The organism is Agrobacterium salinitolerans, from assembly GCF_027498475.1.
Lineage (GTDB): Bacteria > Pseudomonadota > Alphaproteobacteria > Rhizobiales > Rhizobiaceae > Agrobacterium > Agrobacterium salinitolerans.
Window position 1 is genome coordinate 496,339 of sequence record NZ_JAPZLN010000003.1, and the last position, 22,037, is coordinate 518,375.

General features: G+C 59.7%; 21 protein-coding genes, 1 tRNA gene and 1 pseudogene. 1 reads left to right on the forward strand and 22 read right to left on the reverse strand.

Annotated elements, in window-relative coordinates:
* Positions 1–6 precede the first annotated feature (6 nt).
* The 11 genes and pseudogenes from cueR to O9X91_RS14460 all read right to left on the reverse strand — a co-directional run bounded on the left by cueR (position 7) and on the right by O9X91_RS14460 (position 9,438).
* Positions 7–495: a Cu(I)-responsive transcriptional regulator gene (gene cueR / locus O9X91_RS14410; protein WP_077982501.1), complete on the reverse strand. Its 489-nt coding sequence runs from the start codon at positions 493–495 to the stop codon at positions 7–9.
* A 47-nt stretch (positions 496–542) separates the two neighbouring features.
* Positions 543–842: pseudogene (locus tag O9X91_RS14415) on the reverse strand (2Fe-2S iron-sulfur cluster-binding protein); the annotation flags it as partial.
* A gap of 11 nt (positions 843–853) precedes the next feature.
* Entirely contained in the window at positions 854–3,349 is a 2,496-nt protein-coding gene (locus O9X91_RS14420) for a heavy metal translocating P-type ATPase (protein WP_416172075.1), read from the reverse strand.
* 236 nt (positions 3,350–3,585) lie between these two features.
* A tRNA-Leu gene (locus O9X91_RS14425) sits at positions 3,586–3,671 on the reverse strand.
* 236 nt (positions 3,672–3,907) lie between these two features.
* Positions 3,908–4,636, reverse strand: a complete 729-nt coding sequence (locus O9X91_RS14430) for a nuclease (protein ID WP_217004585.1) — start codon at positions 4,634–4,636, stop codon at positions 3,908–3,910.
* 164 nt (positions 4,637–4,800) lie between these two features.
* Positions 4,801–5,331 (reverse strand): MerR family transcriptional regulator, encoded by a 531-nt coding sequence (locus O9X91_RS14435; protein ID WP_077982504.1) that lies wholly within the window; start codon positions 5,329–5,331, stop codon positions 4,801–4,803.
* 273 nt (positions 5,332–5,604) lie between these two features.
* Positions 5,605–5,943: an integration host factor subunit alpha gene (locus O9X91_RS14440; RefSeq protein ID WP_003502236.1), complete on the reverse strand. Its 339-nt coding sequence runs from the start codon at positions 5,941–5,943 to the stop codon at positions 5,605–5,607.
* A 244-nt stretch (positions 5,944–6,187) separates the two neighbouring features.
* On the reverse strand, positions 6,188–7,159 hold the full coding sequence (locus O9X91_RS14445) for a beta-ketoacyl-ACP synthase III (RefSeq protein ID WP_077982505.1): 972 nt from the start codon (positions 7,157–7,159) through the stop codon (positions 6,188–6,190).
* Positions 7,160–7,163: 4 nt separating this feature from the next.
* Complete coding sequence (gene plsX, locus O9X91_RS14450; RefSeq protein ID WP_077982506.1) at positions 7,164–8,225, reverse strand: phosphate acyltransferase PlsX; 1,062 nt, start codon at positions 8,223–8,225, stop codon at positions 7,164–7,166.
* Positions 8,226–8,326: 101 nt separating this feature from the next.
* Positions 8,327–8,890 (reverse strand): YceD family protein, encoded by a 564-nt coding sequence (locus tag O9X91_RS14455; protein ID WP_077982507.1) that lies wholly within the window; start codon positions 8,888–8,890, stop codon positions 8,327–8,329.
* A gap of 8 nt (positions 8,891–8,898) precedes the next feature.
* Complete coding sequence (locus tag O9X91_RS14460; protein WP_077982508.1) at positions 8,899–9,438, reverse strand: ubiquinol-cytochrome C chaperone family protein; 540 nt, start codon at positions 9,436–9,438, stop codon at positions 8,899–8,901.
* A gap of 271 nt (positions 9,439–9,709) precedes the next feature.
* Between O9X91_RS14460 and O9X91_RS14465 the strand changes: the two genes are divergently transcribed.
* Positions 9,710–10,240, forward strand: coding sequence for an outer membrane protein assembly factor BamE (locus O9X91_RS14465; protein ID WP_077982509.1), 531 nt, complete (start codon positions 9,710–9,712; stop codon positions 10,238–10,240).
* A 75-nt stretch (positions 10,241–10,315) separates the two neighbouring features.
* Here O9X91_RS14465 and O9X91_RS14470 read toward each other — a convergent pair whose 3' ends face one another.
* From O9X91_RS14470 to ldtR, 11 genes are all read right to left on the reverse strand, one after another.
* Positions 10,316–12,454 (reverse strand): sodium-translocating pyrophosphatase, encoded by a 2,139-nt coding sequence (locus O9X91_RS14470; RefSeq protein ID WP_269833218.1) that lies wholly within the window; start codon positions 12,452–12,454, stop codon positions 10,316–10,318.
* A gap of 218 nt (positions 12,455–12,672) precedes the next feature.
* The gene (locus O9X91_RS14475) at positions 12,673–13,896 is read right to left on the reverse strand and encodes an MFS transporter (protein WP_142912557.1); all 1,224 of its coding nucleotides are present in this window, start codon (positions 13,894–13,896) and stop codon (positions 12,673–12,675) included.
* Between the two features lie 79 nt (positions 13,897–13,975).
* Complete coding sequence (gene nusB, locus O9X91_RS14480; RefSeq protein WP_010971444.1) at positions 13,976–14,473, reverse strand: transcription antitermination factor NusB; 498 nt, start codon at positions 14,471–14,473, stop codon at positions 13,976–13,978.
* 4 nt (positions 14,474–14,477) lie between these two features.
* Entirely contained in the window at positions 14,478–14,924 is a 447-nt protein-coding gene (ribH, locus tag O9X91_RS14485) for a 6,7-dimethyl-8-ribityllumazine synthase (protein WP_077982966.1), read from the reverse strand.
* Between the two features lie 164 nt (positions 14,925–15,088).
* Entirely contained in the window at positions 15,089–15,721 is a 633-nt protein-coding gene (locus O9X91_RS14490) for a LysE family translocator (RefSeq protein ID WP_173988679.1), read from the reverse strand.
* A gap of 124 nt (positions 15,722–15,845) precedes the next feature.
* Entirely contained in the window at positions 15,846–16,457 is a 612-nt protein-coding gene (locus O9X91_RS14495) for a riboflavin synthase (protein ID WP_142912554.1), read from the reverse strand.
* Positions 16,457–17,701 carry a bifunctional diaminohydroxyphosphoribosylaminopyrimidine deaminase/5-amino-6-(5-phosphoribosylamino)uracil reductase RibD gene (gene ribD, locus O9X91_RS14500; protein WP_269833217.1) on the reverse strand — a complete coding sequence of 415 codons (1,245 nt, stop codon included), beginning with the start codon at positions 17,699–17,701 and terminating at the stop codon, positions 16,457–16,459. The genes O9X91_RS14495 and ribD overlap by 1 nt, the downstream gene beginning before the upstream one ends.
* A gap of 2 nt (positions 17,702–17,703) precedes the next feature.
* Entirely contained in the window at positions 17,704–18,183 is a 480-nt protein-coding gene (gene nrdR, locus O9X91_RS14505; protein ID WP_003496675.1) for a transcriptional regulator NrdR, read from the reverse strand.
* Positions 18,184–18,195: 12 nt separating this feature from the next.
* A complete protein-coding gene (glyA, locus tag O9X91_RS14510; protein WP_077982515.1) occupies positions 18,196–19,485 on the reverse strand; it encodes a serine hydroxymethyltransferase in 1,290 nt (429 codons plus the stop codon).
* A gap of 195 nt (positions 19,486–19,680) precedes the next feature.
* Positions 19,681–21,012, reverse strand: coding sequence for a L,D-transpeptidase family protein (locus O9X91_RS14515; RefSeq protein WP_077982516.1), 1,332 nt, complete (start codon positions 21,010–21,012; stop codon positions 19,681–19,683).
* Between the two features lie 366 nt (positions 21,013–21,378).
* Positions 21,379–21,888 carry a transcriptional regulator LdtR gene (gene ldtR, locus O9X91_RS14520; RefSeq protein WP_026363448.1) on the reverse strand — a complete coding sequence of 170 codons (510 nt, stop codon included), beginning with the start codon at positions 21,886–21,888 and terminating at the stop codon, positions 21,379–21,381.
* Positions 21,889–22,037: the final 149 nt, after the last annotated feature.

The window sequence follows — 22,037 nt, forward strand, 5'->3', positions numbered from 1 at the left end:
GGGGGCTTATTTCACTGGGCGCTGTAAATCCATCACCGGGCCTGCTGTGCCCTTCAGCATGCCGGTGCGTTTGGGGACGACGGCAACCGCTGAAAAATCAAGATCTTCCGCATGAGCAAGGTCATGAATGATCGGGCATTCCGGCTCACCATTGTCCGGGCAATAGGTCGCGAGGTTTCGGAGCGTGTCCGCCATCTCCCTCAGCGTATCCATCTTCGCTTCCAGGTCGACGACATGTTCCATGACGATGCGTTTGACATCGCAGGAGGCGCCACCGGGGTCGCGCCAGAGGGTCATGAGTTGCCTGATTTTTTCGATGGAAAAACCGAGATCGCGTCCGCGCCGGATAAAGCGCAGCGTTTCCAAGTCGTTGGCAGTGTAGACCCGATAGCCGGATTCCGTGCGGTTTGCCGATTTGATCAGGCCGATTGTCTCGTAATGCCTGATCATCTTCGCAGAAACACCGGAGGCGGTGGCGGCTGTGCCAATATTCATCGATCCTGCTCCTATCTTTCCGAGGTAGAAAATACATCCGCGCGATTGTCGGAGAGCGGCTCAGCTCCATTGAGCCAGCCGATCACCACGTCGCCTAATGGTACGGCTCGGCATGCAAGCGTCAGACCATCTGCCTTCTCTTCCTCTGTCAGAGAAAAGGGCGTGTGCTTGAGAAGATCGACATCGCCGGAGATCAGCCTGGATTTGCAGGCGCCACAGCGGCCCATACGACAGCCATGCGGATAAGCGATCCCTGCCGCCAAGGCGGCCTGGAGGACAGTCTCGCCCGGCGCCACAGAGATGCTGCGTTCGATCTGCGGCAGGAAAACGGTGTGTTGAAGCGCCATGTCTGCTCCTCCTATTCCGCCGCTGCGAGCTTAAGGCCCGCAGGTCTGTCCACCAGGGGCGCACGGAAGCTCTTCAGGCGTAGCGCGTTCGTCAATACGAAGACGCTGGAAAGCGCCATGGCTCCGGCAGCAAGGACTGGCGACAGCAGAACGCCGTTGACAGGATACAATATTCCGGCCGCGACGGGAACGAGAGCGGCATTGTACGCGAAGGCCCAGAACAGATTCTGGCCGATATTGCGGATCGTGGCCTTGGAGAGTGCGATGGCGTTGGCGACGCCACGCAGATCGCCGGACATCAGCACCACGTCGGCGCTTTCAATCGCGACATCCGTGCCCGTGCCGATGGCAAGCCCGACATCGGCGGCGGCCAGCGCCGGTGCATCGTTGATGCCGTCGCCGACGAAGGCGACACGTCGACCGTCGGCGGCGAGCCTCTTGACCGCCTCGACCTTGCCGTCGGGCAGGACTTCCGCCACCACCTCGTCAATGCCGAGCCGACGGGCGATGGCTTCAGCGGTGCGGCGGTTGTCACCCGTGATCATCGTCACTTTAAGGCCGAGCGCATGCAGCGCCGCAATCGCCTCCGGGGTCGTCTGCTTGATCGGATCGGCAACGGCGACGATCGCGACCAGCCTGCCATCGACGGCGGCATAAAGCGGCGACTGCCCTTCCCTGCCCAGCCGCTCGGCATCTTCTGCGAACATCGCGACATCGTAACCGAGCTTGGTCATGAACCGGTCCGCACCTGCTTCCACCCTGCGGCCGTCGACCATGGCTGCAACACCAAAACCGGGGGTCGCCTCGAAGCCCTCCGCATCGACAAGCGTCATGCCGCCATGTTTCGCAGCCTCGACGATCGCTTCGGCAATTGGATGTTCGGAATGGTTCTCCAGCGATGCGACGAGGCGCAACACCTCATCCGCATCGAAGCCCTCTGTCGTGGTAAAATGAACCAGCTTCGGTTTGCCGAGCGTCAGCGTGCCTGTCTTGTCAACAGCGATCACGTCGGCGTCGCGCAGCGTCTGAAGCGCATCGCCACGGCGGAACAACACGCCCATTTCCGCGGCGCGGCCGGTGCCGACCATGATCGAGGTCGGCGTGGCAAGGCCCATAGCACAGGGACAGGCGATGATGAGCACCGCAACCGCATTGACGAGCGCGAAGGTCAAGGCCGGATCTGGCCCGAACATGAACCATACGATGAAGGTGGCGAGCGCTGCCAGCATTACCGCCGGCACGAACCAGTTTGTCACCTTGTCTACCAGCGCCTGAATGGGCAGCTTGTCGGCCTGCGCCTCCTCCACCATGCGGATGATCTGGGCTATCAGCGTATCTGCGCCGACCTTGGTGGCGCGGAAGGTGAAGGAGCCATTGCGGTTCACCGTGCCGCCGACCACTTCGGAACCCTCGGCTTTGGTAACCGGGACCGGCTCACCCGTGATCATCGATTCATCGACATAAGAGGAGCCACTCAGAACCAGACCATCGACCGGCACTTTCTCACCGGGGCGAACGACGATCACATCACCCGTTCGCACATCCTGTAAGGGTACATCGATTGTTTCGCCATCGCGCAGCACGCGGGCCGACTTGGCCTGCAGGCCGACGAGCCGCTTTATCGCCTCGCTGGTGCGGCCTTTGGCGCGCGCTTCCAGGAAACGACCAAGGAGGATGAGTGAGACGATGACCGCTGCTGCCTCATAATAGACATTGGCCGTGCCACTCGGCAGGATTTTGGGCATGAAGGTTGCGACGACCGAAAACCCCCAGGCGGCGGCGGTGCCAAGTACGACGAGCGAATTCATGTCCGGCGCAAACCGCAGAAGCGCGGGGATGCCTTTTTTGAAGAAGCGCAGGCCGGGACCGAACAGAACCAGCGTGGTCAGCACGAATTGCAGATACCAGCTTTCCCGCATGCCAACCGTTTCCATCACGAAATCATGGATGGCGGGCACCAGATGCGAGCCCATTTCCAGTACGAAGACCGGCAACGTCAGTGCAGCGGCGACGGCAAGGCTGATTTTGAGGCTCCGCAGTTCCGCCTCGCGCTTGTCCTGCTCTCCATCCGTGGCTTTGTCGGCGACAACCTCACTCGCCTTATAGCCCGCCCGTTTGATGGCATCCGAAAGGTTGGCCGCAGACACGGCGTTGCCGGCGACGCGGACGGTGGCGCGTTCCGTCGCCAGATTGACGCTTGCACCGGAAACACCGGAAACGGCCTTCAACGCCTTTTCGACACGTCCGACGCAGGAGGCGCAGGTCATGCCCTCAATATCGAGTTCGATGGTTTTTTCTTCGACGCCGTAACCGGCCTGCCGCACCGCCTCGATAACGGCCGGCACATCCGGCGACCCAGAAAAGGAAATGTCGGCACGTTCCGTTGCCAGATTGACCGAAGCTTTCAAAACGCCCGGCACCTTGGCAATCGCCTTTTCCACGCGGCCGACACAGGAGGCGCATGTCATGCCATCGATCGCAATCTGATGACTCGCCCGGAGCTCCATTTGTGACATGCGTATGACCTCTCTTTTCTTGTGTTGAAAAAAGATAGGGCTTCCCATCGTGGCAAGGTCAAGAGGTTCTTTTTGATGATTCCCGGGGAAAAATGCCGCCCTCGTAATCAAGCTCATTTTTTAGGCGCGCGCGGGCGTTCGCGCGATTTACACCCAAAAGCCAGGAACCCCGTTTAAATGCCCCGAAATCGCAGGAAAACGAAAAGAAAATTTTAATCAGGACGATATGGTGCGGACGGCGGGACTTGAACCCGCAAGACCAATGGTCGGCAGATTTTAAGTCTGCTGCGTCTACCGATTTCGCCACGTCCGCATTGCCGCGCCACGAACCGTTCCGGCCGGGGCGTTACAAAAAATCGTCATGCTGCCGGCGCCCGGCGCTGGGTTCCGGTCCCGAAGATGACTGAGCCTCATCTACACAGGCCGAACCGTTTCGGTCAACGGGGCCTCCAAGCATTTCCAGGAAAAGTGGAACCCGGTTTTCCGTCCGGGAAGGCGGCGAACCAAGAGCGAGAGCGTTTTCGCGATTCGACAAAAAGAGAGAATGCTCTACCCACACCAGGACTGATTTTTTGCCGATGCCGGATGCGCGAGCCCTTCGCGCACGAGTTGATCGGCGAAGGATACGCCCGAACGCGAAAGCCGTTTGCGTTCCGTGGCTTGTCCGCCCGCAGCACCGCCGGACGCCACATCGAAGGCCCCGGCATTCAACATGTCACGAAGCCTGACCTTCGCAATGAAACCGCGCTGGCGCTCTTCCATGCAGCGCGCCCGGTCGATCTGCGGCACTTCTATGCCGGCAAGCTGCATTTTCACGCCCCTCATCCAGAAGGTGTTGCCGTCGGCCACGCAATTGTTGAGGCCGGAACGACCGCAGAAGGCAAAAGTACCGCTTTTTTCACCGAGCGAAATTTTTTCGACCGAAGGACGGGTTTCCGGCAAGATAGCGGCGACCTGGCTCGGCTGCGAGGCGGACGGCATGGCGATCGAGCGCGGTGGCACCGGGCCGTTGCCGGGCAGAGCTGGCGATGCGGGGCGAATGGACGCCACTTTCTCCCGCGTGACGGAATCGCGTTTGGCCACCGTGGCAACTTTCGAAGAACTCGTGGTCGAAGATGTCGCCTTTGCAACATGCCGCTGCGGCAAAAGACTGTCGCGATGTTCGTAAGCCTGAATGCCGCCGGCGACGACGCCCAGCATCAGCACCCAGGGCCAAACGCTACCGCCGCTCGATTTCTTCGCCGTACGGCGTCGTGCTGTCGATTTTCGGTTGCTCACGATCGGACTCCTTTCAACGGAGCCGCATTATCGGCCAAAGGAGTTTCCGAAAGGTTGGCGTTGCCGCGCGTTTTCGCTTTTCACAGAAAAGGGGGAAACGCCCTAACCCCTTGTTTTCTCGATTTCCCGAATGGAAAGCACGCAAATGAGCTGTGGATAAACCGTCAGCGGACCTGATCGAGAAGGCGCTTGCATTCGAGGAGGTCGAACAGGGCTTCCTGCAAAAGCGCCTGGTCGTCCTTGCCGATGCTCGACTTGCCGACCGATATTTCCGCATCGCCGCCACCGCCGAAGCCAAAAAAACGGCCGCTTGGCTTGGCCTTCGGACGGCCGACGACCTCGTCCCCATCGGTATCGACGACACGCGGTTCGGCGACTTCCTTTTCACCGCTCGCCGCCATGATGGCTTCCATGGTTGCGAGATCACCGGAGGCGATGGCCGCCACGAAGCGGTTACCATTGGCTTTCAGCAGCTTCTGTACGCCCTTAATGGTGTAGCCATGGTCATAAAGAAGGTGACGGATACCCTTCAGGAGATCGATATCGTCAGGGCGGTAATAACGGCGGCCCCCGCCCCGTTTCATCGGCTTGATCTGCGGAAAGCGTGTTTCCCAGAAACGCAGCACATGCTGCGGCAGGTTCAACTCATCCGCCACTTCACTGATCGTCCGAAACGCGTCGGGGCTTTTATCCAAAATTCCACTCCCATCCGAACCGGAGCGCCATGCATCCGGCCGGACACTGAACGAGAACGCTTTTCACACGCCGGTCAAACATTGCGCGACATCCGTTCTGAACCCGCGCAGACGCCATTGCGGCGAGATACAAATCACTAAAATTGATTATGATGTGAGTCGACCGGATTTCAACGGCTTGCACGTTGAAATTCAAGCATGTTCACAAGAAGAATGGGGAAAAAGGCTCACGATACGACAAAAAGGCGTGTCGCTTATAACTCTAGAGAAGGATTATGCTCCGGCCTTCTGGCCCTTCTGCTTGGCCTTGCGGGCCGTATGCGCCTTCAGAATGCGCTGCTTCAGCACATTCGAGGCCTTGAAGGTCATGACGCGACGTGGGGAGATCGGAACTTCCTCGCCCGTCTTGGGGTTGCGGCCGATACGCTCGTTCTTTTCCCGGATTTGAAACGTCGCGAAGGAAGAAAGCTTGACGACTTCGCCGCGGGTGATCGCGTTGCAAATTTCGTCAATGATCGTCTCGACCAGTTCAGCGGATTCGGTGCGGGACAGCCCGACTTTACGAAACACAGATTCTGCAAGATCTGCGCGTGTCACTGTCTTCCCGGCCATTTTTCCCCACAAACCGTGTCTGAACTCTTCTCTAGGAGCCGCCGAGATTATTTCCCTTGTGGCGACCGGTCAAGGGATTGTTCCAGATTCATTTGAGGCTTTCGGCAATCAGTGCAAGGGCTTAGGGCGAGTGATACGCTTTTGACACAGGCTCGGGCCGCTCCGGCGCGTCCGATCGAGGCGTGAGCGCGAAAATCACAACCGATTTCGCGCCATCGCCCCGGCAAACGCGAAAATCGCGCCTTTACCAGCGCAGCAGCACCGCGCCCCAGGTGAAGCCGCCGCCCATGGCCTCCAGCATCACCAGATCGCCCTTCTTGATGCGTCCATCACCGGCGGCAACGGCGAGCGCCAGCGGAATGGAGGCGGCCGAGGTGTTGCCGTGCTGATCGACGGTGATCACGACTTTTTCCGGGTCTATGTTAAGCTTCTTGGCTGAACCGTCGATGATGCGCTTGTTGGCCTGGTGCGGAACCAGCCAGTCGAGATCGTCGGCCGTTGTGCCGGTCGCCTCGAAGGCCTGCTCGATGACGTCGGTGATCATGCCAACGGCGTGCTTGAATACTTCGCGGCCTTCCATGCGCAGATGACCGACCGTGCCTGTGGTGGAAGGACCGCCATCGACATAGAGCTTTTCCTTGTGCGAGCCGTCGGAGCGCAGCTGTGCGGTCAGGATGCCGCGATCAGCGGAGGTGCCTTCACCCTCACCGGCCTCCAGAACCAGCGCGCCGGCGCCGTCACCGAAGAGGACGCAGGTCGTGCGGTCCTTCCAGTCGAGGATGCGCGAGAAGGTCTCAGAGCCGATCACCAGAACGCGCTTGGCCATGCCGCCGCGAATATAGAGATCGGCGGTCGATACGGCATAAACGAAACCGGAGCAGACGGCCTGCATGTCGAAGGCGAAACCGTGGGTCATGCCAAGACGGTTCTGGATGTTCACCGCCGTTGCCGGAAAGGTGTTATCCGGGGTCGAGGTGGCCAGAATGATGAGGTCGATATCGTCGGGCGTGAGGCCGGCATTGTCGAGGGCGGCACGCGCCGCCGCTTCGCCGAGAGACGCGGTGGTTTCACCTTCGCCGGCGATATAACGCTGACGGATGCCAGTGCGCTGCACGATCCATTCGTCTGACGTCTCGACGACACCTTCGATTTCACTGTTGGTCATGACACGCTTCGGAAGCGCTGCCCCGAAACCACGAACTATAGAGCGGATCATTCCCTTATTCCTCGTCAGCCACGAGAGCTTCGGGCGCCGGGGGCGGAAGCCGTCTTGCGTGGTAAATTTTCAGATCATTCTCAATCTTGGCCGTCAGGCCGTTATGAACCATGTCGTAGCCGACATCCACGGCGGAGGCAAAACCAACGGCATCCGTGCCGCCATGGCTCTTGATGACGATGCCGTTGAGGCCCAGAAACACGCCGCCATTGACCTTGCGCGGGTCCATCTTTTCCCTCAGCACATCGAAGGCACTTTTTGCGAGGATATAACCGATCTTGGCGAAGAAGCTGCGGGAGATCGCCTCGCGCAGAAGCGTGGTGATCTGGCGCGCGGTGCCTTCGGCGGCCTTGAGCGCGATATTGCCGGTGAAACCTTCGGTCACCACCACATCCACCGTGCCCTTGCCGATATCGTCGCCTTCGACAAACCCGCGATAATCGATGGTGGCGAGATCGGCCTCGCGGATCAGCCGTCCGGCCTCACGCACCTCTTCCTGACCCTTGACCTCCTCGACGCCGACATTCAGCAGGCCGACGGTCGGACGGTCGATATCGAACAGCGCACGCGCCATGGCGCCGCCCATCAGGGCGAAATCCAGCAGCTGCTGGGAATCAGCGCCGATGGTCGCGCCGATGTCGAGCACGATGCTTTCGCCTTTCAGTGTCGGCCAGATGCCGGCAATCGCCGGGCGCTCCACCCGCGCCATGGTGCGCAAACAGAATTTCGCCATGGCCATCAAGGCGCCGGTATTGCCGGCGGAAACGGCAACATCGGCTTCACCGAGCTTCACGGCTTCAATGGCGCGCCACATGCTGGAGACGTAGCGGCCGCGGCGCAGCGCCTGGCTCGGTTTCTCGTCCATGCTGACCGAGACTTCACAATCGTGAAAGACCGACTTTTCCCGAAGCGTGGGATATTGTGCCAGAATGGGGTCGCATTTGCTCTTCTGCCCGTAGAGCAGAAAAGTTACATCGTTGTGCCGTTCAAGCGCCTTGGCGGCACCGGGTATGGCAACATCTGGGCCGAAATCGCCGCCCATGACGTCAATTGCAATTCTGATCACTCGTCCCTTATCCTTACTTGCCGCCAATCAAGCGGATTTTGCGCGAAAATACCTTTTCCGGCTCTTGTTACAATAAAATTATTTCAGCCCGGCTGGGCCATTCAGTCTTTTTTCCAATCTTTCAACACGGCAAAGGGCGATGGCGGCTTGTCATCGTCGGCCTCTTTTTCAGCCTTTTCGGCAAATTCCACATTCGGCTTGCGCGGATAAGGGTCGATGGCAAGGGCCGCAAATTCGGCAACCACGGCACCGACATCGATGCTGTCGCCGGTGAACTGGTCGGGAATGTCGGGACCATCGGGATCGAGTACGATCTCGCCTTCTTCGTTCGTCACCATCCGCGCCAGCTTCGATCCTTCCGGCACGAAAATATGCTCCACGGTCTCATCGATCTTGCTCGAAACCGGTTCCAGCGTCACGACGCAGGATTGAGTGACCGCCGCATGCACTTCGCCCTTGATCTTGATGCCATCCTTCTTCCAGCGGGTTACCTGCAGCTCCGCCTTCAGATATTCGACGGAGACCACATCCCAGAATTTCGCAAGCGCCTTCAACTCCTCGGCGCTGGCTTCGAGACCAATCCTGACCGGATTGGCGGAAATATGGCCTACCTTGACGGGATAGGAAAAAGGCAGGTCATCATTTGCGGGGTGTCGCGCGTTCATCGTGAACCTCATTGTCCAGGCAGGGGCAGCGTCAGGCTTCCGGTTGCTATCGTTTCTTCGGACTGGGCGGCAAGGGCATCGGATGTCTCCATCATCCAGCCCGCCAGCCCTTCCATCTCGGGTGCCTTCTCATCTACCTGCGGATATATATTGCGCCGGAGCGCCGCGGCAAGGGCGACACGGTCGGAAGCATCCAGCGCCGCCGCATAGGATTCCAGCCGCCCATAGAACATGCCGGCGAATTTCTTCATGCGTTTCGGCACACCCTGATCGCCTATCCCCAATTCGCGGATGGAATGATCGAGGTCCTGAAAAAAGGCGTCGACGATCTCCTGGGCGATCTCCTGCCCGCTGACACCTGACGATTTGGTGCGGCGAAAATAGAGAATCATGATGACCGACAGCATCTCGAAGCGGCCCATGACCGTGTCGGGCACACCGAAGTCGAGATAAAACCCGGGCGCGCGGGCGGCAGCCGTCAAGGTCGCATATTGCCGGTCGACTATGGCGCGATTGTTGTTTTTCTGTCTGAACAGCCCGAATATCATCGTTTTTTTTCCGAAGGGGACGGGTGAATTCGCTTACCGCCCATCGCACTTGTTGCATGATCGTCAAAGCTGGTTTACCGAAGCATCCACGAATTGCAATGCTGTCACGGTCACGTTCGTCTTTGGGCTGAAACAGTCGAAGAGAACCGGAGGAGTTCCAGAAGGTCGGGAAAGCATTGAATTTGGGGGGTGATCGGGATTTTCCGTCCCCGGATTGACACAATCATGTGCACAGACACTGTGCACCACGCAATGCCGGAAGGTGCCATTCATGATCGCAGTCGGGGAAAAGCAGTTGAGCAAGCAGAAATCCGCAAGTCACGGCAAAATTCTGAGCAAGACCGCCATCGCAATCGTGCTCGCATCCGGCCTGCTTTCCGCCTGCACGAGCACGACAGACGTATTTCACAACGGCTACGTCATGGACGAGCAGGCCCTCCAGCTGATCCCCGAAGGTTCCAGCCGTGAGCAGGTTCTCCTGACCATGGGCACGCCTTCCACCACGGCGACTTTCGGCAACGAGGTGTTCTATTACATCTCGCAGAAGCGCGTACGCCGCGCGGCTTTCATGAAGCCGTCGCTGGTCGAGCAGAACATTCTCGCCATCTACTTCAACAAGGACGGCGTGATCGAGCGCAAGGCCAATTATACGCTGCAGGACGGCAAGGTATTCGACACGATTTCGCGCACCACGCCGACGGGCGGCAAGGACCTCACCTTCCTGCAGCAGCTGCTTTCCGGCGGCACCTCGGGCGCCAATATCGCCAAGAGCATTCTCGGTCAGGGTGGGAACACCCCCTGATCGGAAGAAGGATAATAAATTCAAAGGCCCGGGGAGCGATCCCCGGGCCTTTTCATTTGGCGGAAACGTCAGCCTTCAGTGGGCAAGAACAGCCAGCAGCAGCAGTGCCACGATATTGGTGATCTTGATAGCCGGGTTGACGGCCGGACCCGCGGTATCCTTGTAGGGATCGCCGACCGTGTCGCCCGTTACCGATGCCTTGTGCGCCTCGGAACCCTTGACGTGGCGCACGCCGTCTTTGTCGATGAAACCGTCTTCGAAGCTCTTCTTGGCATTGTCCCAGGCGCCACCACCCGACGTCATGGAAATTGCCACGAACAGCCCGTTGATGATGACACCCAGCAGGGACGCACCCAGCGCGGCAAAGGCTGATGCCTTGGAGCCCGAGATCAGCAGAACGCCGAAATAAACCACGAGCGGCGCCAGAACCGGCAGAAGCGACGGAATGACCATTTCCCTGATCGCCGCCTTGGTCAAAAGGTCCACGGCCCTGCCGTAATCAGGCTTTTCCGTGCCGGCCATGATGCCGGGTTTTTCGCGGAACTGGCGGCGGACCTCCTCAACGATGGCGCTTGCCGCCTTGCCCACCGCCGTCATGGCGATGCCGCCGAAGAGATAGGGAATGAGACCACCGAACAGCAGGCCGGCAACCACGTAAGGATTGGCGAGGCTGAAGGAAATCTCGCCTATATCCTTGAAGTAGGGATAGGTCTCGCCATTGGCGGCGAAATAGGAGAGGTCGTTGGCATAGGCCGCAAATAGCACCAATGCGCCGAGACCAGCCGAACCGATGGCGTAACCCTTGGTCACCGCCTTGGTGGTGTTGCCGACGGCGTCCAGCGCATCGGTCGCCTTGCGCACGTCGGGATCGAGACCAGCCATTTCAGCGATACCGCCCGCATTGTCCGTGACCGGGCCGAAGGCGTCGAGCGCGACGATCATGCCCGCCAGCCCGAGCATGGCGGTGACGGCGATGCCGGTGCCGAACAGGCCGCCGAGCTGGTAGGTTCCGATGATGCCGCCGACGATGACGATGGCCGGCAGCGCCGTCGATTCCAGCGAGACCGCAAGGCCCTGGATGACGTTGGTGCCATGGCCGGTGACCGATGCCTGGGCGATGGAGTTGACCGGTCGCGTGTTGGTGCCGGTGTAATATTCGGTAATGACGACGATCAGCGCCGTTACGACGAGGCCGACCACTCCGCAGAAGAAGAGATTGGTGCCGGTGATTTCCATGCCGGCCACCGTGCCAACCGTTCCCCAGCCGACCGTGGCATGAGTGGCGACCGCAAGACCGGCGACCGAGAACACGCCGGTTGCGATCAGCCCCTTGTAGAGCGCGCCCATGATGGAGTTGTTGGTGCCGAGCTTCACGAAGAAGGTGCCGGCAATCGAGGTCAGGATGCAGGCACCGCAGATCGCCAGCGGATAGACCATGGCGCTTTCCAGAATCGGCGTTCCCGCAAAAAAGATCGCGGCAAGAACCATGGTCGCGACCACGGAGACGGCATAGGTTTCGAACAGGTCGGCCGCCATACCGGCGCAATCACCGACGTTATCGCCGACATTGTCTGCAATGGTCGCCGGGTTGCGCGGATCGTCCTCGGGAATGCCCGCTTCCACCTTGCCGACGAGATCGCCGCCGACATCCGCACCCTTGGTGAAGATGCCGCCGCCGAGGCGGGCGAAGATGGAGATCAGCGATGCGCCGAAACCGAGCGACACCAGCGCGTCGATAACAGCGCGCGAGCCGGGTGGATGGCCAAGGACGGACGTCAGAACGAAATAATAGATGGAAACGCCAAGCAGCGCGAGGCCGGCGACCAGCATGCCGGTAATGGCGCCCGACTTGAAGGCGATATCGAGGCCGGCACCAAGGCTATGAGATGCGGCCTGCGCGGTACGCAGATTGGCGCGCACGGAAACATGCATGCCGACGAAACCGGCGACGCCGGACAAGACTGCACCGATAACGAAACCGATAGCTGCGATGGCCGACAACAGATACCAGGCAAGAACGGCGACGATCAATCCGACGATGGCGATGGTGAGATATTGACGGGTGAGATAAGCCTGCGCACCTTCACGGATAAAACCTGCTATTTCACGCATACGCTCGTTGCCCTGATCGGCATCGAGAACGCTCTTGGTGGTCCATACCGCGTAAACCACGGACAGGACACCGCATAAAATTACGATGGGTATTACGGTCATGCGCACTTACCTCCCAAAAGGCCGGGTCTCACTCCCTCCCCGGCGTGGCGAAACCTTGTGCAGGGAGATGCGGACGGCCTGTCCCAAATCCCGTCTTGGGCATTTGTTCCCCTCCCAAGGAAAAATGTCCTCGCAGCGGAGATTGCGTTGGCGCGAGGTGTCGCGTCAAGCCCACAAATTTGCCTGAAACTTGAAAGGAGTAGAGCGTGGCGCGAGACTCAGGCCGCTTTTTTGCGACTTGTCAGGACGAGCGACAGGACAAGCAGAAGGCAAAGCCCGGCAACCGGCCAAATAACGAGGTTCATTACCGACCAGCCCCAAGCCGTAAACACCTTGCCGGAAGAGAAGGATGACAGGGCCACGGTGCCGAACAGCACGATATCGTGGAAGCCCTGCACCTTGTCCGCCTCATGCGGGCGATAGCTTGACGTGATGATTGCGGTTGCGCCGATAAAACCGAAATTCCAACCGAGCCCGAGAAGGACGAGAGCCGCCCAGAAATTCCACAACTCGACGCCCATATGCGCGACGATGGCGCAGGCCATCAGCACGATGAGGCCCGCCGCGACGATTTTTTCCGAACCGAATCGGGAAATCAGCATGCCGGTGAAGAAGCTCGGGCCGAACATGGCGAGAACGTGCCACTGGATGCCAAGCGTGGCGAGTTCCGTCGGGAAGCCGCAGCCGACTACCATGGCGAGCGGTGCGCCGGTCATCATGAAGGTCATCAAGGCGTAGGAGCCTATGCCGCAGATCATGCCCGTGATGAAACGCTGGGTTCGGACGATTTCCGACAGTGGCCTTGGCGCCTCAGCGTGCGTGGCGGCAGCCTTGGGATCGGGCAGTTTCAAGAACGCCAAAATGACAATGGATAAAAGCCCCAGCGGAACAAGCGCGATAAAGGCCCCCGCAAAGGTGACCGGCGCAAGCAGGTCCTTGCCGAAAATCGCGAGCTGTGGTCCGACGATGGCCGAGATGATGCCGCCAGCCAGAATCCAGGAGATCGCTTTGGGTTTGTAGAAGGATGGCGAGGCGTCAGCTGCGGCGAAGCGAATTTTTTGCGTAAAGCCGCCGGAAATGCCGATCAGCAGCAGACCGAGGGCAAACAGCCAGAAATCGGAGCGGAAGAGCGCGACCGCGGCAATGCCGCCGCCGACAGAGCACATCAGCGCCCCGACCATGAAGCCTGCCTTGCGGCCGAGGAAGCGGGATGCGGCCGCCACGCAGATCGCGCCGAGCGCAACGCCGATATTGAAGCCGGTGAGAGGCGCGGTCGCCAGCGACTTGTCCGTCCCGAGCAACTGATAGCCGGCAAGCGCGCCGACCGAAAAGCTTAAGGGCGCGGCCGATCCCATGATCGCCTGCGCCATGGTCAGGAGGAAGACATTGCGCTTCGCCTCGTCCAGTTGAACTTCAAGTCCGGGGACGGAAACCGCGCTCATCTCTTCCTCATTTGTTATAGAGAATTTTCGCATTTCCGGACGGAAAAGCGGATTCCGTTTTTCCTCGAAATGCTCTCATTCAGCGTTTTGCCTCGCCGCGAACCTGTTTGGCAATGCGATCCAGAACCGCATTCACCAGCTTGGGCTCGTCATGCTCGAAGAAAGCACGGGCGATTTCGACATATTCCGTGACGATGACGGCAACCGGCACGTCCTTGCGCTCGAGAATCTCGAAGGTGCCGGCACGCAGTATGGCGCGCACGGTGGCATCGAGGCGCGACAGCGGCCAATCTTCCAGAAGGGCGGAGCGCACCAAGGGATCGATCTTCGTCTGATCGCGGACGACGCCGGAAACAATCGAACGGAACCATGAAGGATCGGCCTTCAGGTAGGTATCGCCATCGACTTCCTGGCCGAGACGGTGCGCCTCATATTCGGCAACAACTTCCATCACACCGGTTCCGCCGACATCCATCTGGTAAAGCGCCTGCACGGCCGCAAGGCGGGCCGCGCCGCGCTGGTTGGCGGGCTTTACCGAAGGCTGGCGCGGTTCGCCGCCGTTTTCAACATCCGACATGCGTTCAGCCACCCAGTTTCTTCTTCAGCTCAATCATCGTCAGAGCCGCACGGGCCGCGAAGCCGCCCTTGTCCTTGTCGGAGCGGCGCACGCGCGCCCAGGCCTGCTCGTCATTTTCGACGGTGAGGATGCCATTGCCGATCGGCAGCGATTCGCTGACGGCGAGATCCATCAGGGCGCGGGAGGATTCATTGGCGACGATATCGAAGTGATAGGTCTCACCACGAATGACCATGCCGAGCGCAACGAAACCGTCATACTCCGTGCCGTCATTGTCTGCGCCATCGAGCGCCATCGCGATGGCCGCGGGGATTTCCAGCGCGCCGGGAACGGTGATGACGTCATAGGTGGCGCCGGCTTCATCAAGCGCGAACTTCGCGCCTTCGAGAAGCGCATCCGCCATATCGTCGTAAAAACGTGCTTCCACGATAAGAAGATGGGGTTGGGACATGATATTTTCCTGAAAAGCTTGACGCCGGATCATACCGGCTTTTGCGGCGGTCAAACCACGGCTGGCCGTTTTTGGCAAGTAATTTCATGTGTCACCGGCGCGAGAGGCCGCGTTTGCGGGGCATTTGGCCGGGTTTCACGTCTTCCGGCGCGGCTCCGCGACAATCAGGTTTTCTGGAAGGCGAGATGGACGCCAAGCCCCATCAGCACCGTCCCGGCAGCGCGGCGGGCAAGCACCTGCACCGCACTGGAACGCTTCAAACGTCCGACCATGGCGCCCGCCAGAAGGACACCGACGAGATCGGCCGAGGAAAAAATGAAATTGACGGCGATGCCGAGGATCAGGAACTGCAACCAGACCGGAAAGGCAGCCGCCGGATCGACAAATTGCGGCAGGAAGGCCAGAAAGAACAGCGCTGTCTTCGGATTGAGCACATCGACGATGATGCTGTCGATAAAGGCGCGGCGGGCCGATTTCGGCTCGATGGTCAGATTGACCGCCTCGCCCTCGAGCTTGCTGCGCAGCATCGAGAAACCGAGCCAGACGAGATACAGCGCGCCGCAGAGCTTCACGGCGAGATAAAGCCAGGGAACGGCCTGAAACAGCACCGAAAGCCCTGCCGCAGAAGCGAAAATGTGGAAATAGCAGCCGACATGGATGCCAAGCACCGCCATCAGCCCGGCAAACCGGCCGCGCGCCATGGTTTGCGCCGCCGCATACAGCATGGCGGGACCGGGGATATAGGCGAACAAGGCGGTGGTTATGAAAAAGGCTGTCAGCAGTTCGAAGGACGGCATGATGTATTTCCCCTACCCCGTTTGGAGCCCCAAAACGTCTTTATAACGTTTACGCTCCAACCGGAAGCAGGGCGTCGGACAAGAATTGATCTGCCGCGACGTCCGCTGACTCATCGTCCTCAGTTTAAGCCGGCGGAAATTCTGCAAGCCTTGCGGCGTAACGCGCCATGGTGTCGACTTCGAAATTCACGAAATCGCCCGGCTGGCGTTCGCCCCAGGTGGTGACGGCGAGCGTATGGCGGATCAACAGCACGTCGAAATCTGTGCCTTCGACGGCGTTGACGGTCAGCGAGGTGCCGTCGAGCGCCACGGAACCCTTGGGCGCCACGAATTTCGCCAGATGCTCCGGAGCGCGCAGGCGAATGCGCACCGCCTCGCCTTCGGGTTCCACGGAAAGTATTTCCGCCTTGCCATCGACATGGCCGGAAACGATGTGGCCGCCAAGCTCATCGCCGATCTTCAGCGCCCGTTCCAGATTGACATGGGTACCCTTTTGCCAGCCGGCAATCGTTGTCAGGCGCAGCGCCTCTTCCCAGGCCTCGACCTCGTACCAGCGCTCATTGCTGCCGTCCTCCGGCAGTCTCGTCACCGTCAGGCAAACGCCGCCATGGGAGATCGATGCGCCCATATCGATGGTCTTTGGATCGTAATTGGTCGCCACCCGCAGACGCACGCCTTCGGCCAGAGCTTCCAGCTCGGATACGGTTCCGACATCGGTGACAATTCCGGTAAACATCAAATCGGCCTTTCATAACAGAAGCAGCGATCCGGCCCATGGGCGGTCTCGCTGACCAGAGCATAGTCGCCCGTGATATCGGCACGGTTGAGCGGCGTTTCAATGCCGCCCTCACCGATCACGACCGGGCTTTCGAACAGCATGATACGGTCCACCAGCCCCGCTTCAAGGAATGATTTTGCGGCAAAGGCGCCGCCTTCGACCAGAAGTTCCGACATGCCGCTTTCGGCGAGGATGTGCAGGAGATTTTCGAGGGTGGGGGCTTCAAGAATCTGGACGCCGGCGTCGGTGAGAAGTTGGCGGCGGCGGTCGCGGCTACCCCCCTCTGCCCTGCCGGGCATCTCCCCCTCAAGGGGGGAGATCGATGGGGCGCTGCCTTGCCAGACCTTGAAGGTTGACGAATGAGAGGTGGAGTCGAAATTTGAGCGAGCGGACAGCCCCTTGCCGATCTCCCCCCTTGAGGGGGAGATGCCCGGCAGGGCAGAGGGGGGTAACGCCGCAACGATCACCGGCACCTCCCGCGCTGTCTTCACCAGCTTCGATGTCAGCGGCAACTCAAACTGCCGATCCAGCACGATGCGAACCGGCGAACGATCCTCGAGACCAGCTATTCGGACCGTCAGTTCGGGATCATCCCCAATGGCCGTCCTGATACCAACGAGAATGCAGTCGCAGCGCGCCCGCAGCTCATGCACGGCATGGCGAGACTCGGGACCGGTGATCGCCACCTGCCCCTCACCTTTCCTGCCGATCATGCCATCGGCAGAAATTGCAAGCTTCAGAATCACATGCGGGCGTTTTTTCATCTGGCGCGTAAGGTAGCCTGCCAGCGCCCTTTTACCTTCGTCCCGCAACAGGCCGGTTTCCACGACAATGCCGGCATCGCGCAATATCTGATAACCGCGGCCGGAAACGCGCTCATCGGGATCATCCACCGCCACCACGACACGGGCGACGCCGTATTCCACCAGGGCATTGGCGCAGGGCGGGGTTTTGCCCCAGTGGGAACAGGGTTCGAGCGTCACATAGGCGGTGGCGCCGCGCGCCGCCTCGCCGGCGATTTCCAGCGCCTGCCGTTCGGCATGCGGGCGGCCGCCAACGGCGGTCACGGCCTCGGCGATGATTTGCCCGTCTTTGACGAGAACACAGCCGACGGAGGGATTGGTGAGCGTTTGGCCCTGATGGCGAAGCGAAACCTCGATGGCGCGGGCCATGAACCTTTCGTCATCGGCACGGGTGGTCACGGCTAGACTCCGGCGTCCGTATCGCGGGCGATCTTGGCGTTGATTTCGGCGATAACGTTCTCGAAATCCTCGGCATGGCTGAAATCGCGATAGACCGAAGCGTAACGCACGAAGGCTACATCATCGAGGCTTTTCAGTGCTTCAAGAACCTGTAGACCGATTTCTTCCGAGGGAATTTCCGTCTCACCCGAACTTTCCAGGCGGCGAACGATGCCGGAGACAGCGCGTTCGATCCGGTCGCGATCGACCGGGCGTTTGCGCAGCGCGATCTCGAAGGAACGCACCAGCTTTTCCCGGTCGAAGGGCAGCTTGCGGCCGCTTTTCTTGATGACCATCAACTCGCGCAGTTGCACGCGCTCATAGGTCGTGAAGCGGCCGCCGCAATCGGGGCAGATGCGCCGCCGGCGGATGGAGGTATTGTCCTCCGCCGGACGCGAGTCCTTGACCTGTGTGTCTTCGGAACCGCAAAATGGGCAGCGCATCGTCTTTTTTCCTTACATGTACGGGTACATCGGGAAACGGTCGGTCAGGCCGACGACCTTTTCACGCACCGCAGCCTCGACGGCGGCGTTGCCCTCGTCCGAATTGGCAACCTTCAGACCATCGAGAACCTCGACGATCAGCTTGCCGATTTCTCGGAATTCCGCTTCCTTGAAACCGCGCGTCGTGCCGGCCGGCGTGCCGAGACGGACACCCGAGGTGACGAAGGGCTTTTCCGGATCGAAAGGAATGCCGTTCTTGTTGCAGGTGATGTAAGCGCGGCCAAGAGCTGCTTCCGCGCGCTTGCCGGTGGCGTTCTTCTTGCGAAGGTCAACCAGCATCAGGTGGTTGTCCGTGCCGCCGGAGACGACATCCAGACCGCCTTCGATCAGCGTTTCGGCCAGCGCCTTGGCGTTCTTTACCACCTGTGCGGCATAATCCTTGAATTCCGGCTGCAAAGCTTCACCGAAGGCAACGGCCTTGGCGGCGATGACATGCATCAGCGGGCCGCCCTGCAGGCCGGGGAAGACGGCCGAGTTGAACTTCTTGGCCAGATCCTCGTCATTGGTCAGGATCATGCCGCCACGCGGGCCACGCAGAGACTTGTGCGTGGTGGTGGTGGCAACATGGCAATGCGGGAACGGCGACGGATGCTGGCCACCGGCAACGAGACCGGCGATGTGGGCCATGTCGACCATCAGATAAGCGCCGACTTCATCGGCGATCTCGCGGAAACGCTTCCAGTCCCAGACGCGAGAATAGGCGGTGCCACCGGCGAGGATGAGCTTCGGCCGGGTTTCCTTGGCCTTGCGCTCCACCTCGTCCATGTCGAGAAGGTTGTCGCCTTCGCGCACGCCGTAGGACACGACGTTAAACCATTTGCCGGACATGTTGACTGGCGAACCATGCGTCAGGTGACCGCCCGAATTCAGGTCGAGGCCCATGAAGGTATCGCCCGGCTGCAGGAGTGCGAGAAACACGGCCTGGTTCATCTGCGAACCGGAGTTCGGCTGGACGTTGGCGAAGTTGACGCCGAACAGCTTCTTGGCGCGCTCGATGGCGAGCTCTTCAGCGATGTCCACGAACTGGCAGCCGCCGTAATAACGCTTGCCCGGATAACCTTCCGCATATTTGTTGGTCATGATCGAACCCTGCGCTTCGAGCACGGCGCGGGAAACGATATTTTCCGATGCGATCAGTTCGATCTCGTGGCGCTGGCGACCCAGTTCCTTCTCGATCGCGCCGAAAATATCCGGATCGGCTTCGGCAAGCGGGCGGGAGAAGAAAGCATCTGTGTTCGACATGATGAAGGCTCCTGAAACAGTAATGCGATGGCGTCTTAGCGCCCTGCCCGGACAAGAGCAATACGGGCAGCGAGATTTGCCCGTCAAACTGCGACGTTGGGGCGAAAAGTGACAGTTGTTTTCGCCATCGACAAAGAAAAAGCCGCACCAGGATGGCGCGGCTCTCTCTCTCTATCCGAAAATGAGGGATGACCCTCAATTGCGCGGCAGCAGATCGTCGTCCACGGCACCTGCCGGCTGCTCCATGCCCGCGGTGGTGTTGAGCGCCAGTTCGGCATTGCCGTCCTTGCCGTAGATATCGTCGCGGAACTGAACCACGCCGTCCTTTGCCGACCATGCGGTGATATAGACGAAATAAACGGGAACTTCCTGAGCGAGCTTTATTGGCGTGTTGACGCGGGTGGCGATGACGCGTTCCATCTCCTGGCGCGACCAGCCGGGCGTGTCGCGCAGCAGCCAGCTCGTCAGGTCGCGCACGTTCTGCACGCGCACACAGCCGGAGGATTCGAAACGCATCAGCTTGTTGAACAGGCCCTGCTGCGGCGTGTCGTGCATATATTCGTTATTGGGATTGTGGAAGTTGATCTTCGTGGACGACATGGCGTTGATCTTGCCGGGGTCCTGACGGAACATCAGGTTCGGAGCCTTCGGCGCGAACCAGTCGACTGCGGTTGGTGACACTTCCTGTCCCTTGCCGTCGATGAGGCGGATATTGTTCCGCTCCAGATAGGTCGGGTCCTTCTGCATCAACGGCACGATGTCCTTTTCGACGATCGAGCGCGGTGCGGTCCAATAAGGGTTCAGGATGACTTCGTAAATCTTGGAGTTGATCACATGGGTCGGACGGCTGGCGCGACCGACGACGGCAGTGTTGCGCAACACGACGCGTTCATTCTCCACTGCCTCGATGGCGGCGGCCGGGATATTCACCATCAGGTGACGCTGGCCGAGATCGCCCGACATGGACTGGATGCGAACAAGGTTGGTCTGTAGCTGCGCCAGACGAATCTGCGCGGAAACATTGAGCGCCTTCGTGGTGTATTCGCCGATGACGCCATCCGCCGGAAGACCGTGACGGGCCTGAAAACGCTTCAGCGCGCCATCGACATAGGAATCGAAGGCGCTGGAGATGCCGGCTTCGCGCGGCAGGTCGCCGGACACCATCAGTCGCTGACGCAGCGCCTGCACGGAAGGATCGGAGACGCCTATCTGGAGACGCTGCTGCGACGCGGGCACTTCCGGCCAGCCGCCATTCTGCACTATCTGCTGATATTGCATGATCGCCTGCTGCATATAGACAGGCGCTTCGCGTCCAAGAACCGGATTGTTGGAAACGACACCCACGGCCGAACGCGAGGAATTGGCATCGAACTGGTCATCCCAATTGCCACGGCGCGACGAGCCCATGAGATCGTTCAGCGCGTTCTGCGCAAGAGCCGGCGCAGCGAGTGCTGCAACACCAACGGAAACGGCCGAACGCAGAAGCGTGCGGCGCGATACGGATTCGGAAACGGTTTTTTTTGTCATTCTACCTACCAGCCACTCTCTTCGGCATTATCAACAATGCCTAAATCAATATGATTAACAAACACGTACAACGTGTCTGCCGGCTGGTAGTACTCACCACCCATCTGTTGGGCGCTATTGTCTGGCAGAACAGTCGGCACTTGCCGCAACAGCAGGAGAAACAGCCGGCTCCTTCACCTTTGCCGGTCCCATATCAATATGGCCGATTCGTGTCACGGGCCTCACCTCACGAAGCTTTGTTCGCCTGAAAAACAGCGCGAAGGCCCGAACAAGGGTTATGCGTGACAGAGAAAACCGCGGAACGCGGAATCCGCAAGCCGGAAGCAAAATAATGCTCCCGGCTTAAACAGTGGAACCGTCTTGCGGTTACAGGCGGTAAGCGATCGAGTCGTTCCAGAAGCGATCGAGGCGCTGCAGCAGCTTGTTCATCTCGGAGAACTCGCCAGTGCCGATGCCGCCGACCTTTTCGATCGAGCCGACGTGGCGTTCATAAAGGCGGGCAACCGTTTCGGCGATTTCCTGGCCCTTTTCGGTCAGGCTGATGCGGACCGAGCGGCGGTCGACGCGCGAACGCTGGTGGTTGATGAGACCGAGATCGACCAGCTTCTTGACGTTATAGGAGACATTCGAGCCGAGGTAATAACCACGCGAACGAAGCTCGCCAGCCGTCAGTTCGGAATTGCCGATGTTGAACAGCAGCAGGGCCTGAACGGCGTTGACGTCATCACGACCCTGACGGTCGAACTCGTCCTTGATGACATCGAGGAGGCGGCGGTGGAGGCGTTCCACCAGGTGCAGCGACTCCATGTAGAGCGAGCGGATGGTATCTTCATGTGCATCGGCAACAACGGCCTGCGGCTTAACTTTGCTATTGATCATGACTGCCTCACTGTTTTGTTTGGCGGTGTGTTTGTTTGTCTCCCGCCTTGAGTGAGAACCTAATCAATGCGCATAAAATTCTACTTAAAAGCTACGATTAACAAATGCTTACCTGCATTTTCCCCGGAGGGCCAAACTTGTGGCGA